At 61.0% G+C, this 13,538-nt stretch carries 13 protein-coding genes; 4 read left to right on the top strand and 9 right to left on the bottom strand.

From position 1 onward, the window contains the following. Positions 1-68: 68 nt before the first annotated feature. Positions 69-800 (bottom strand): DsbC family protein, encoded by a 732-nt coding sequence (locus CKW24_RS07650; protein WP_095166651.1) that lies wholly within the window; start codon positions 798-800, stop codon positions 69-71. 157 nt (positions 801-957) lie between these two features. After that, entirely contained in the window at positions 958-1,854 is an 897-nt protein-coding gene (gene xerD, locus CKW24_RS07645; RefSeq protein WP_095166649.1) for a site-specific tyrosine recombinase XerD, read from the bottom strand. Positions 1,855-1,961: 107 nt separating this feature from the next. Between xerD and CKW24_RS07640 the strand changes: the two genes are divergently transcribed. Then, positions 1,962-3,770, top strand: a complete 1,809-nt coding sequence (locus CKW24_RS07640; RefSeq protein ID WP_095166647.1) for a sodium:proton antiporter — start codon at positions 1,962-1,964, stop codon at positions 3,768-3,770. 73 nt (positions 3,771-3,843) lie between these two features. On the opposite strand, the gene rplS is transcribed toward CKW24_RS07640, so the two are convergent. From rplS to ffh, 5 genes are all read right to left on the bottom strand, one after another. Continuing rightward, positions 3,844-4,194 carry a 50S ribosomal protein L19 gene (gene rplS, locus CKW24_RS07635; protein WP_003175895.1) on the bottom strand — a complete coding sequence of 117 codons (351 nt, stop codon included), beginning with the start codon at positions 4,192-4,194 and terminating at the stop codon, positions 3,844-3,846. Between the two features lie 45 nt (positions 4,195-4,239). Next, complete coding sequence (gene trmD, locus CKW24_RS07630; RefSeq protein WP_174244565.1) at positions 4,240-5,013, bottom strand: tRNA (guanosine(37)-N1)-methyltransferase TrmD; 774 nt, start codon at positions 5,011-5,013, stop codon at positions 4,240-4,242. Beyond that, a complete protein-coding gene (rimM, locus tag CKW24_RS07625) occupies positions 4,995-5,531 on the bottom strand; it encodes a ribosome maturation factor RimM (protein ID WP_095166646.1) in 537 nt (178 codons plus the stop codon). The genes trmD and rimM overlap by 19 nt, the downstream gene beginning before the upstream one ends. Before the next feature lie 5 nt (positions 5,532-5,536). Continuing rightward, positions 5,537-5,788: a 30S ribosomal protein S16 gene (gene rpsP, locus CKW24_RS07620; RefSeq protein ID WP_003198088.1), complete on the bottom strand. Its 252-nt coding sequence runs from the start codon at positions 5,786-5,788 to the stop codon at positions 5,537-5,539. A gap of 249 nt (positions 5,789-6,037) precedes the next feature. Further along, complete coding sequence (gene ffh / locus CKW24_RS07615) at positions 6,038-7,414, bottom strand: signal recognition particle protein (RefSeq protein WP_095166644.1); 1,377 nt, start codon at positions 7,412-7,414, stop codon at positions 6,038-6,040. Positions 7,415-7,622: 208 nt separating this feature from the next. Here ffh and CKW24_RS07610 point away from each other — a divergent pair, with 208 nt between their 5' ends. The 3 genes from CKW24_RS07610 (at position 7,623) to CKW24_RS07600 (ending at position 11,240) form a co-directional block, all read left to right on the top strand. Beyond that, positions 7,623-8,435, top strand: coding sequence for an inner membrane protein YpjD (locus tag CKW24_RS07610; protein ID WP_095166642.1), 813 nt, complete (start codon positions 7,623-7,625; stop codon positions 8,433-8,435). 12 nt (positions 8,436-8,447) lie between these two features. After that, the gene (locus CKW24_RS07605; protein ID WP_095166641.1) at positions 8,448-9,689 is read left to right on the top strand and encodes a transporter associated domain-containing protein; all 1,242 of its coding nucleotides are present in this window, start codon (positions 8,448-8,450) and stop codon (positions 9,687-9,689) included. Positions 9,690-9,923: 234 nt separating this feature from the next. Next, positions 9,924-11,240, top strand: coding sequence for an MFS transporter (locus CKW24_RS07600; protein WP_095166640.1), 1,317 nt, complete (start codon positions 9,924-9,926; stop codon positions 11,238-11,240). A gap of 113 nt (positions 11,241-11,353) precedes the next feature. Here the strand turns inward: CKW24_RS07600 and purT are convergent, their stop codons facing one another. Continuing rightward, positions 11,354-12,535 (bottom strand): formate-dependent phosphoribosylglycinamide formyltransferase, encoded by a 1,182-nt coding sequence (gene purT, locus CKW24_RS07595; RefSeq protein ID WP_095166638.1) that lies wholly within the window; start codon positions 12,533-12,535, stop codon positions 11,354-11,356. Between the two features lie 101 nt (positions 12,536-12,636). After that, on the bottom strand, positions 12,637-13,104 hold the full coding sequence (locus tag CKW24_RS07590; protein WP_095166637.1) for a VUT family protein: 468 nt from the start codon (positions 13,102-13,104) through the stop codon (positions 12,637-12,639). Between the last annotated feature and the right edge of the window lie 434 nt (positions 13,105-13,538).

The raw sequence follows: 13,538 nt of genomic DNA, 5'->3' as shown, positions 1-13,538 counted from the left end.
CTATTAATGGAGCGCCGACCGCTGTCGTCGCTCCATGATCGTCAAAGGCTTACCGTGACGACACAGGATTATTTCGCACCCAACGCCAGTTTGGCGACTTGTGGCGCCGGCTGGTAGCCCGGAATCACCTGGCCATCAGCCAAAACGATGGCCGGCGTGCCGTTCACCCCGATCGACTGACCGAGGGCGAACTGCTTGGAAACCGGGTTGGCGCACTTGGCGGCCTTGATTTCCTTGCCATCGACCATCTTGTCCATGGCCGCTTTCTTGTCGGTGGAGCACCACACGTTCTGCAGTTGCTCATCACCCGGCGAGCCGAGGCCCTGGCGTGGGAAAGCAACATACCGCACTTCGACCCCCATTTTGTTCAAGGCTGGCACTTCAGCGTGCAATTTGTGGCAATACGGGCAGGTGGTGTCGGTGAATACGGTGATATGGGTCTTGGTTTCGCCAATGGCCGGGTAGACCACGGTCTCAGCGACCGGGATGCCGTTGACCAGCTTGGCAACGCCCAGGCGCTCGGTTTTCTCGGTCAGGTTGACCGGCTTGCCGTCCTTGAGCTGAAACAGATAGCCCTGGACGATGTATTGACCGTCGGCGCTGGCGTACAGCACGCGGCTGCCCTTGAGCTTGACTTCGTAAAGACCGGCCAGCGGACTGGCGCTGATGGTTTCGATCGGCGTGTCGAGCTGGAGGGTTTCCAGGCTCTTGCGGATGGCTTTGTCAGCCGCATCATCGGCGACGGCGAAAGTGCTGACCAACGCAATGGCTGCGGCGGTGAAAATCTGGGTCAGACGCATGAGAACTCCTGAAGGCGGACAAATGGATCGACTAGAACGCCCGTGCCGGAACACCGGGTCATAACCGTCCATCGTGCAAACCGGCAAAGCCTATCACATAAGGCCCCTATGGCCGACTGTGGCTGATGAATGCACCGCAACCCCGTAACAGTTCGATTCAACCTCTTGGATGGTGCTTGGCATGCAGGTCCTGCAGGCGAGCGCGGGCCACGTGGGTGTAGATCTGGGTGGTCGACAGGTCGCTATGGCCGAGCAGCATCTGCACCACCCGCAGGTCGGCGCCGTGATTGAGCAAATGGGTGGCGAAGGCGTGGCGCAACGTATGGGGCGACAGGGACTTGCCGATACCGGCGACCTTGGCCTGGTGCTTGATCCGGTGCCAGAACGTCTGGCGGGTCATCTGCTCGCCGCGCAGGCTGGGGAACAGCACATCACTGGGCCGCCCGCCCAACAGCTCGCCACGGGCATCACGCATATAGCGTTCGATCCAGACGATCGCTTCCTCCCCCATCGGCACCAAGCGTTCCTTACTGCCCTTGCCCATGACCCGCAGCACACCCTGGCGCAGGTTGACCTGCTCCAGGGTCAGGCTGATCAGTTCGGTGACCCGCAGACCGCAGGCGTACAGCACCTCGAGCATCGCCCGATCCCGCTGGCCGATCGCCTCACTGAGATCCGGTGCCGCCAGCAAGGCCTCGACGTCAGCTTCCGACAAGGATTTAGGCAACGGCCGACCCAATTGCGGCATGTCGACCCGCAGCGTTGGGTCGACGCTGATCAGCTTTTCGCGCAGCAAATAACGATAAAACCCACGCACACCCGAGAGAAATCGTGCGGTGGAGCGCGGCTTGTAATTCTGTTCCAGGCGCCAGGCCAGGTGGTCGAGGATCAACTCGCGACCGGCGTTGAGCAACTCCAGCCCCTGCTCCGCAAGCCAGCCGTTGAACAGCGCCAGATCACTGCGGTAGGCGTCGCGTGTATTGTCCGCGAGGCCTTTTTCCAACCACAAGGCGTCGAGAAACTGGTCGATCAGGGGATGTTCGATAGCAGGCATGGATACTCAAGACACGCAGGCCAGGCGCTGCGCGTAAAAAAACAGGGAACGGTAAGGATGCCCGCTAGTCTTTCATAGCCAGCTATTTCAAGGAACAGGGAGCATCAATGAACGAGCAGCAAATTCTTTTGGCCTTCGGTGGCATTGGTGCAGCGGCGTTAGGCTGCCAATGGCTGGCCTGGCGCCTGAAACTACCGGCGATTCTGTTTCTGCTGTTGACCGGGATTGTGGTGGGACCGGTATTGGGCTGGCTCGACCCACAGGAAATGTTCGGCCCGCTGCTGATGCCCCTGGTGTCGCTGGCCGTGGCGCTGATCCTGTTTGAAGGCAGCCTGACCTTGCACCTGTCCGAATGGCGCGAGATCGGCAGCGTAGTGCATCGGCTGGTGACCATCGGCGCCTTGGCAACCTGGGTGGTGATCGCGGTGGCCACCCACTGGCTGCTGGGTTTCGACTGGCTGCTGGCGATCCTGTTTGGCAGCCTGACTCTGGTTACGGGCCCTACGGTCATTGTGCCGATGCTGCGGGTGGTGCGCCCGAAGGCCTCGATCGCCAACATCCTGCGCTGGGAAGGTATCGTCATTGACCCAATTGGCGCGTTGCTCGCAGTGGTGGTCTATAGCTTCATCATCGCCAGCGCCGAAGGCCACGGCATCAAGCACAGCTTGCTGACATTCGCTGGGGTGATCCTGTGCGGCAGCTTGTTCGGCATCGGCGGTGGCTGGGCCCTCGGCACCCTGATTCGGCGCCAATGGCTGCCGGAATACCTGCACAACCTGGCGTCGCTGGCCGCCGTACTGGCGATCTTCATCGCCGCCAACGAGGTGATGCACGAGTCCGGACTGCTGGCCGTGACCCTGATGGGGATGTGGCTGGCCAACATGAAGGGCGTGGATGTGCGGCACATCCTGCACTTCAAGGAAAACCTCAGCGTGCTGCTGATCTCCGGCCTGTTCATTCTGCTGGCGGCCCGACTGGACTTGAACGCGATGATCGCCCTCGGGCCGCTGGTCCTGCTGCTATTACTGGTAATCCAGTTCATCGCGCGGCCGCTGAACGTGGTGCTCTCGACCTTGGGCTCCACCCTCAACTGGCGCGAGCGCGCCCTGCTGGCCTGGATCGCGCCACGGGGCATCGTCGCGGCGGCAGTGTCGGCAATCTTTGCGATCCGCCTGCATGAGGCCGGTCATCAAGGTGCGCTGCTGCTGGTACCCCTGACGTTTGCGGTGATCATCGGCACGGTGGTGTTGCAAAGCGCCACTGCCCGCCCCCTGGCGCGCCTGCTGAAAGTTGCCGAACCCGCCCCCAGCGGATTTCTCATCGTTGGCGCCAATGGCCCTTCTCGGGCGCTGGGCAAGGCCCTGCAGCAACTGGGAAGCCGCGTGCTGCTGACCGACTCGAGCTGGGAAAACATTCGTGCAGCCCGCATGGAGGGGCTGCCCACCTACTTCGGCAACCCGGCCTCGCAGCACGCGGATGCGCACCTGGACCTGGTCGGCCTCGGCCACCTGCTGGCGCTCTCCCCTTCGGGAGAACTCAATACCCTGGCAACCATGCGCTTTCGCCATGAGTTCGGGCAGCAGCGCATGTTCGCCCTGGCCAGCGGCCAGGAAAGCCGGCGCACCGACAAGCACCGCGCCAGCCACGAGCACCGTGGGCAACTGCTGGGCAGCCAGGTCCTGACCTACACCAAGCTGGCCAGCCTGCTCAGCCAGGGCGCCGAACTTTATACCACCCACCTGACCGACGGTTTTGCCTGGGAGGACTATCAGGCCCTACACGGTGATCGTGCGACCCTGCTGTTTGCCCAGGACCCCAGCGGCTGGGTCTACGTGCTGACACCCGGAAGCGTGATCAAACCCGCCGCCGGCTGGACCCTGGTGGCGCTGATCCAGCCAGAGGCCAATGGCGCCTGACCAGCGCCAGAGGTAAATTGCGGGCACAAAAAAGCAGCCCGTAGGCTGCTTTTTTCTGCATCGGAAGCTGGACTTAAGCCAGTTTTTCCTTGATGCGAGCTGCTTTACCCGACAGGTCACGCAGGTAGTACAGCTTGGCTTTACGTACGTCACCGCGACGCTTGACAGCCATGCTGTCGATTTGCGGGCTGTAGGTCTGGAAAGTACGCTCTACGCCAACACCGTTGGAGATCTTACGTACGGTGAAAGCACTGTTTACGCCGCGGTTACGCTTGGCGATTACAACACCTTCGAACGCTTGCAGACGCGAACGGTCGCCTTCCTTCACTTTCACCTGAACGACAATGGTGTCGCCCGGGGCAAAGGTAGGGATCTCTTTGGTCATCTGCTCTGCTTCGAGTGCAAGGATGATTTTGTTAGTCATGCTGTGCTCCTAAGGTAAGTCATCGGACCTACCATCGATACGTTGTTAACTATCGTCCCGCTCGCGGATGTATTCCTCGAGCAGCTTCTTCTCTTCTCCAGAAAGCGAGCGGCTTTCCAGAAGATCGGCGCGTCGTTCAAAGGTCCTACCAAGGGACTGCTGTAAACGCCAACGCCGGATATGCGCGTGATTGCCACTTAGCAACACGTCGGGAACACGCTGATCCGCATACACCTCCGGTCGGGTGTAGTGCGGGCAATCCAGCAGACCATCCGTAAAGGAATCTTCCTCGGCGGAGTCCGCATGCCCTAAAGCTCCAGGCAGCAGTCGTGTAACCGCGTCAATCAGGACCATCGCCGGCAGCTCGCCGCCAGACAGTACATAGTCACCAATCGACCACTCTTCATCGACATGAGCTTCAATAAATCGCTCGTCAATGCCTTCATAGCGACCGGCAATCAGGATTAATGCTTCCTCATTCGCCAACTCGCGTACCGCCGACTGAGTCAGTTGACGGCCTTGGGGCGACAGGTAAATGACCTTCGCCGCCTCCCCGGCTGCTGCCTTGGCCTGAACCAGAGCATCTTCCAGGGGCTTGATCTTCATCACCATGCCCGGGCCACCGCCAAATGGGCGATCGTCCACAGTGTGATGTCGATCCGTCGTGTAGTCTCGCGGATTCCAACAGGTCAGCTGCAAGAGCCCCTGTTTCACCGCCCGACTGGTGATGCCGTACTCGCTGATGGCGGAGAACATCTCGGGAAACAAACTGATCACTTCTACGCGCAAGTTAGCCACGCTTAGAAGTCCGCATCCCATTCCACCTTCATCTCGCCTGCTGCCAGGTCGACTGCCAACACACATTGCTCCGTATAGGGCAACAGGCGTTCGCGATCATCCAGGCTGCCAGCGCAAGGCTTGACCACCATTACATCATTGGCGCCGGTTTCCAGAAGATGATCGATCTTCCCGAGCAATTGCCCGAGTTGGTCAATGACCTTCAGACCTTCGAGCTGGTACCAGTAGTACTCGCCGTCGGTCAGTTCAGGGAACAGGTTGCGCGGCACGCAGATCTCGTAACCGGCCAGAAGACGCGCTTCTTCACGATCATCAAGACCCTTGAGCTTTGCGACCAGGAACTTGTCGTTCCCACGTCCGCTGACCAGCTCAACCTGCTTTACGCTGCCTTCGCGCTTGAGCGTCCAGGTTTTGTACTGCAAGAGGTTTTCAGTCGGATCAGTAAAGGAATACACCTTCACTTCGCCGCGAACGCCATGAACAGAATAAATTTTGCCGATAACGATCAAATCATCAGCATTGGCTGGCGTCGCGTTCATATTGCTCAGGCCGCAGCCTTAGCAGATTCCTTCAGCAACTGAGCAACGCGCTCAGAAGGTTGTGCACCAACGCTCAGCCAGTAGGCTACGCGCTCTTGGTTCACGGACAGACGGACTTCTTGACCACGAGCAACAGGGTTGAAGAAACCAACCTGTTCTTTGTGCGAACCGTCGCGCGGGTTGCGGCTGTCGGTTACGGTCAAGTGGTAGAACGGGCGCTTTTTGGAGCCGCCAAGGGCAAGACGGATTGTTAGCATGTGAACATAGTTCCTGTAGTCGGTGCTGCAAATCTAAATGCACAGCGGGCATAGGTGCCCGAAAGGCCGCATATTCTAAGGAATATCCGGACTTTTGCAAATGTCTTTTTCTGGCGCCTATCGGCGTGCCATCCAGATTTGCGGTAGAGCCGTTGTCTCCAACGGCGAGTCAGCGCCCGCCAAGGCGGGCTACTGCTGGCCCCACGTCCATGTGGGGGCCGCGCCGACAAGACTGTCGGCGCGAATTCTTTACATTTTTGGCATGCCGCCGCCGGGCAACATACCGCCCATGCCGCGCATCATTTTGGCCATACCGCCTTTGGCGGAGAATTTCTTCATCATCTTCTGCATCTGCTTGTGCTGCTTGATCAAGCGGCCGATGTCCTGCACCTGGGTGCCGGAACCCATGGCAATCCGACGCTTGCGCGAACCGCTGATCAGCTCAGGGTCGCGGCGCTCGGCCGGGGTCATGGAGTTGATGATGGCTTCCATCTGCTTGAACTGTTTCTCTGCCGCGCCCTGGGCATTGCCCATTTGCGCCAGGTTGACACCGCCGATGTTCGGCAGCTTGTCCATCAAGCCGCCGAGGCCGCCCATGTTTTTCATCTGTTGCAACTGATCGCGGAAGTCTTCGAGGTCGAAGCCTTTGCCCTTCTTCAGCTTTTTCGCCAGCTTGTCGGCCTTGTCCTTGTCGAGGGTCTGTTCAGCCTGCTCGATCAGACTGAGCACGTCACCCATGCCGAGGATGCGCGAAGCGATACGCTCGGGATGGAACGGCTCCAGGGCTTCAGTCTTCTCGCCCATACCGATGAACTTGATCGGCTTGCCGGTGATGGAGCGAACCGACAACGCGGCACCGCCACGGGCATCACCGTCGACCTTGGTCAGGATCACCCCGGTCAGCGGCAGCGCATCGCCAAAGGCCTTGGCCGTGTTGGCGGCGTCCTGGCCGGTCATGGCGTCGACCACGAACAGAGTCTCGACCGGCTTGATCGCGGCATGCAGGGCCTTGATCTCGCCCATCATCTCTTCGTCGATGTGCAGGCGACCGGCAGTATCGACGATGACTACGTCGATGAATTTCAGGCGTGCTTCTTTAATGGCGGCTTCGGCGATATCGACCGGCTTCTGGCTCAGGTCGGACGGGAAGAACGTCACGCCAATGTCGTTGGCCAGGGTTTCCAGCTGTTTAATCGCCGCCGGACGGTAGACGTCCGCGGACACCACCATCACCGACTTCTTCTTGCGCTCCTTGAGGAAGCGCGCCAGCTTGCCAGCAGTGGTGGTTTTACCGGCACCCTGCAGACCGGCCATCAGGATCACGGCTGGCGGCACGGCACTCAGGTTCAGATCTTCGTTGGCCTCGCCCATCAGGCTTTCGAGTTCGGCCTGGACGATCTTCACGAACGCCTGGCCCGGCGTCAGGCTGCGCGACACCTCGGTGCCGACAGCGCGCTCCTTGACCGAATTGACGAAGTCCTTGACCACCGGCAGGGCGACGTCGGCTTCGAGCAACGCCATGCGCACTTCACGCAGGGTGTCTTTGATATTGTCTTCAGTCAGCTTGGCTTTGCCGGTGACATGGCGCAGCGTCTGCGAGAGACGGTCGGTTAAGTTTTCAAACATGCGCGATCCTTTCAGGCCCTATGGAGACCGAGGTAATGGCGGCCCAGACCGTGAAAAACATGTGCTCGGCGAGCCTGCGGCGTGGGCAGGTCGCGGATTATAGCGAAGACTGCGTCTGGCGCACACCCGCCGTCTGGTTGTGCGGTCTTTCATGCGACAAGGGTTGTATGCCAAACTCATTCTCTTTCGGGCTTGCCTAACAGGATTTATGCTCCCCTTGTCACCCAGTTTGCTCACGACACTCGCCGCCGCCTGCTTATACGCCGCTGCGACTTTCTACCAAGGCTCTCGCCTGGCCACAGGCGCCAAGGTGAACAAACGCCTGCTGGTCATGCTCGGCATCCTCGCCGTCCTGGCCCACAGCGCGAGCCTGTTCACCCACTTGGTGACGCCGATCGGCCTGGGCCTGGATTTTTTCAGCGCCGCCAGCCTGATTGCCGCCGCAGTGATTGCCCTGACCCTGCTGGCGTGCTCACGCATTCCGGTGGAAAACCTGCTGCTGCTGTTGTTCCCACTGGGACTGGCCACGGTGCTGCTGGCGCAGTTCGCGCCGTCGGGCACGGTGCAGGTAATCGACGAGGAGCCCGGGATTCTCGCCCATATCCTGCTGTCGATCCTGGCCTACGGCATGTTCACCATCGCTGTGTTCCAGGCGCTGCTGGTACTGGTGCAAGACTATCAACTCAAGCACAAGCACCCCTCAGGGCTGATCAAGAACTTCCCGCCGCTGCAAACCATGGAGAGCCTGCTGTTCGGTTTTCTCTGGGCCGGCTGGACCCTGCTGTCGCTGTCACTGATCTCCGGCTGGTTGTTCGTCGAGAACCTGTTTGCCCAGCACCTGGTGCACAAGACCCTGCTGGCGTGCCTGGCCTGGATCGTCTTCAGCGTGTTGCTGTGGGGCCGCAATCGCCTCGGCTGGCGCGGACACAAGGCCATTCGCTGGACCCTGGCCGGCTTCTGCCTGCTGATGCTGGCCTATTTCGGCAGCAAGCTGGTCCGCGAATTCATCCTGCACATCTGACGGGCATTCGTTATGGATAACCTGCCCATAGGGCCATTGCTCGCCGTGCTGGCCCTGCTGATCCTCTGGTCGGGCCTGTTTACCGCCATCGAAGCGGCGCAACAGCAACTGCTGGCTCAACGCACCGCCTCACGGGCGAACGACAAGCCGGTGGCCAGGCTCAACTTCCCGCTCAGCAGCCTGATTCTGTGCAATACCTTGTGCCGGGCACTGGTGGTGGTCATCAGCACCCTGCTGGCGGTATTCGGTTGGGCCGACAACGGCCCCTGGCTCGCCTGCCTGAGCGCCACGGCGGCCTTGCTGATATTCGCCGATTACCTGCCGCGCACCCTCGCCAGTCGTTATCCGGATACCATCCTGGCGCTGGGCAACACCCTGCTCGGCGTGCCATTGAAGATCCTCTACCCGCTCGCCTGGCTGCTCAGCAGCATCAGCCTGCTGCTGCTCAGGCCCCTGGCACGCAAACCCAAGGTGGTGCAACAGAGCGAAGACGAGCCACAGCCCACTCCGATAAACGACAACGAGCACGAACATGCCGCCTGTCGCCCCCACGCCCTGGCCGGCATTCATGCGCTGGACAACATCACCGTCAACGACATCCTGGTGCCACGCAGCGAAGTGGACGGGATCAACCTCGACGATCCGCTCGAAGACATCATCGAACAGCTGCGCGCCACCAAACGCACGCGCCTGCCGGTGTTCCACAGCGATATCAACCAGGTCGAGGCGGTACTCAACACCCGGCAGGTCCGCCACTTGCTGCCCGATGCCAGCCTGACCAAAGAGGCCTTGCTGGCGGCCTGCCACGAACCGTACTTCGTGCCGGAAAGCACCCCACTGCAACTGCAGCTGCTGAATTTCCACAAACAGCAGCGGCGCCTGGGCATGGTGGTCGACGAATACGGCGAAGTGCAGGGCATCGTGACCCTGGAAGACATCCTCGAGGAAATCGTCGGCGAGTTCGAAAGCCAGCACAGCCTCGACAACCCGCACATTCACCCGCAAGCCGATGGACGGCTGGTGATCGACGGCGCAGCGTCCATCCGCGAACTGAACAAGACCCTGGGCTGGCACCTGCCCAGCGACGGCCCGAAAACCCTCAACGGCCTGGTGACCGAGGCGCTGGAAACCATTCCGGACTGCCCGGTGTGCCTGAAAATCGGCCGCTATCGGTTGGAGATCCTCGAAACCGAGGAAAACCGCGTCAGCCAGGTGCTGATCTGGCACACCACGTCCGTGCCTGCAATTGGCTGAAAGAGCACTGCACAGCCTCTTGTTGAATCGTTAGCCCCCTTCCTATAATCACGACGCTTACCCAAGCCCCGCCGCAGACCGTGCTACCCGCACCCAGTGTCTTGCGGCCAGTTGCACGACTCTGCGGCGAACGCTCCTACCTGGAGCGCCCTCCGCGCCCCACCCCAACATCCCTGGGTGCTCCAACCATAATAATTCGCTCCTCGCGAGCACATGACTGTCAGGGATAACCGCATGACGACGAGCACCACTTACGGCGAAGCCACACCTGCCCAACCGACTAACTCCGCCACCCGAGTGGCCACCGCGAGTTTTATCGGCACGGCCATCGAGTTCTACGACTTTTATGTCTACGCCACTGCCGCGGCACTGGTGATCGGCCCGGTATTTTTCCCCCAGACTTCCGGCACCGCGCAAATGCTGTCGGCCTTCCTGACCTTCGGCATCGCCTTTCTGGCCCGGCCGTTGGGTTCGGCGCTATTCGGCCACTTCGGTGATCGTATCGGGCGCAAATCGACCCTGGTCGCCTCGCTGCTGCTGATGGGCGTCTGCACCACCTTGATCGGCGTACTCCCGGGTTACGACAGCATTGGCGCCTGGGCGCCGATCCTCCTGTGCGTGCTGCGCTTCGGCCAGGGCCTGGGGCTGGGCGGGGAATGGGGTGGCGCTGCCTTGCTGGCCACGGAAAACGCGCCACCGGGCAAACGCGCCTGGTTCGGCATGTTCCCGCAACTGGGTCCTTCGATCGGCTTCCTGGCCGCCAATGGCCTGTTCCTGACCCTGGCCATGACCCTGGACGACGAACAGTTCCGTTCCTGGGGCTGGCGCATTCCGTTCCTGCTCAGCGCCGCACTGGTGATGGTGGGTCTGTATGTGCGCCTCAAGCTGCACGAAACCCCGGTGTTCGCCAACGCCATGGCACGCCAGGAACGGGTGAAGATCCCACTGGTCGAGCTGTTCAGCCAATATTGGGCACCGATGTTGCTGGGCGCAGGCTCGATGGTGGTGTGCTACGCACTGTTCTACATTTCCACCGTGTTCTCCCTGAGCTACGGGGTTTCGACCCTGGGCTACAGCCGCGAAACCTTCCTCGGCCTGCTGTGCTTCGCGGTGCTGTTCATGGCCGCCGCCACCCCACTGTCGGCCTGGGCCAGCGACCGTTACGGACGCAAGCCGGTGCTGATCGTCGGTGGCGTGCTGGCGATTCTGTCGGGGTTCCTGATGGAGCCGCTGCTGACCCAGGGTTCGACCTGGGGCGTGGCGCTATTCCTGTGCATCGAACTGTTCCTGATGGGCGTGACGTTTGCGCCGATGGGCGCGCTGTTGCCGGAACTGTTTCCGACACACGTGCGCTACACCGGCGCATCGGCAGCCTACAACCTGGGCGGCATTGTCGGAGCCTCGGCGGCGCCGTTCTTTGCGCAGAAACTGGTGGCGATGGGCGGTTTGAGTTATGTCGGCGGGTATGTGTCGGGGGCAGCGGTGCTCAGCTTGATTGCCGTGTTGTGCCTGAAGGAGACGCGTAACAACGATTTGAATCGGGTGGCCTGATAAGACGCCATCGCGGGCAAGCCCGCTCCCACAGGGTTTCTGGTGTACACAAAATTTGTGATCAGCCGAACATCCTGTGGGAGCGGGCTTGCCCGCGATAGCCGCGCTGCAGTTTAGAGCTCTACCACTACAGCCTGAGAAGCGCGGGTTGCTTTAGCCCGAGCCAATTCAATCGACGCATCACGCGCCAGCGCCACACCCATGCGACGCTGACCGTTCACCTCTGGCTTGCCGAACAAGCGCAACGCGGTATCCGGCTCGCTCAAGGCAGCCCCCAGGTTGGCAAAGGCAGTCTGGGTTGACTGCCCTTCCACCAGAATCACCGCCGAAGCCGAAGGACCGAACTGACGGATCAATGGGATCGGCAGGCCGAGAATTGCCCGGGCGTGCAGCGCGAACTGCGACAGGTCCTGGGAAATCAGAGTCACCAGGCCGGTGTCATGGGGACGCGGCGAGACTTCGCTGAACCACACCTGATCACCCTTGATGAACAGCTCGACGCCAAACAGACCACGCCCACCCAGGGCCTCGGTCACGGCCTTGGCTACCCGCTCGGATTCTGCCAGGGCAATCGGGCTCATGGCTTGTGGCTGCCAGGACTCCTGGTAATCGCCCTTCTCCTGACGGTGACCGACGGGGGCACAGAAAGTGGTGCCGCCAACGTGGCGCACGGTCAGCAGGGTGATTTCGTAGTCGAAGTCGATGAAGCCCTCGACAATCACCCGGCCTTTACCGGCACGCCCGCCTTCCTGCGCGTAGTCCCAGGCGCTCTGCACGTCATCGGCACTGCGCAGCAAGCTCTGGCCCTTGCCCGAGGAACTCATCACCGGCTTGACCACACAAGGGAAGCCCAGGTCCTCGACCGCCTTGCGATAGTCTTCGACGGTATCGGCGAAGTGGTACGGGGAAGTTGGCAGGTCGAGCTCTTCGGCGGCCAGGCGACGGATGCCTTCGCGGTTCATGGTCAGTTGCGCGGCACGGGCGGTAGGGATCACGGTGAAGCCTTCGGCCTCCAACTCCACCAGGGTAGCGGTGGCGATGGCTTCGATTTCCGGCACGATGAAGTGCGGCTTCTCGGCTTCGATCACTGCCCGCAGCGCGGCACCGTCGAGCATGTTGATCACGTGGCTGCGGTGCGCCACCTGCATCGCTGGCGCGTCGGCGTAACGATCCACGGCAATCACTTCAACGCCCAGGCGTTGCAGCTCGATCACCACCTCCTTGCCCAACTCACCACAGCCACACAGCAATACGCGGGTCGCGGTTGGCGACAATGGAGTTCCGATACGAGTCATCTGAAGTTCCTCAAAGGAGCGGATCATCGAGGGATATGGCGCAGCGCGCACTTCCCATGGGGAGAAAGCGCGGCATTTTACATGAACCAGCGGCTTTGGCCTTAGCTGACGATCGCCTGTTTGCGCAGGCGCCAGGCCATGATCAGCCACACGGCCGTCACGCCGGCGAACTTAGAGCCCAGGGCGGTGAGCAGCACGCCGGGAGTCAGGGCGTCGATCATGCCGAAGAAAATGAAGGTATCCAGGGGAATGCTCAGCGCCGAACTGATCCACAGCCGGTCGTGCAAGGGCCGCTTGGTGATGCTGAACACCAGCCAATCGATGCACTCCGACACTGCAAACGCAGTGGCGCTGGCCAGGGCAATGGAAGGATCGGATGTCAGGTACGACAACACCAGCGCCGCCAGCATGGCAATGATCGCGCCATGGCCGAAGCGGATCTGCACCATGTCGCGCAGCACGAACACCAGCCCACCCCAGGCCGACCAGATGATGTCCAGGTGTGGTGCAGTGGAAAAGGCGTAGTTGATCAGCACGACGCTGCTGATGTAGGCGATCAGGAAGAGCATGGGGCGCGGGGATACCTGGCAGATTGGCGCATAGGGTACTGCAGCGGCGCGAAGCCGCCAAATCCCAATGCGGCTGTCTGCTGTCTGCTATCGGTAGGAGCAAGGCTTGCCCGCGATGGGCATAGGTATCTACACGACTGTGGTGCGACGTTGCGCCTGTGGGCCGACCAGGGTGTTGGATCAGGCCGAGTACATATCCATTTTTTCGGTAACGGCCTCCTATGGTTCCGCTTTTACAGCGGCTCACTTTTGGAGGAGCCCAAAAGTAAGCAAAAGGCTCTTGCCCCACCACTTGGCACCTCGCTTGGGCTCGGTGTGCCCTCACTCCGGCTTGAATCCGTGGGCCGCCGCCACGCGCCATCCATGGCGCGGGGCGGCTAACCCGGCGTCCTGCCGGGTTGCCCACGGCTTCAAGCCTGCGTTCGGCCAGCGTG

The sequence above is a fragment of the Pseudomonas sp. Irchel 3H3 genome, from assembly GCF_900187635.1.
In the GTDB taxonomy this organism is placed as follows: Bacteria; Pseudomonadota; Gammaproteobacteria; order Pseudomonadales; family Pseudomonadaceae; genus Aquipseudomonas.
The sequence above is the reverse complement of the archived record's forward strand: the minus strand, read 5'-3'. Positions and strand labels throughout refer to the sequence as shown.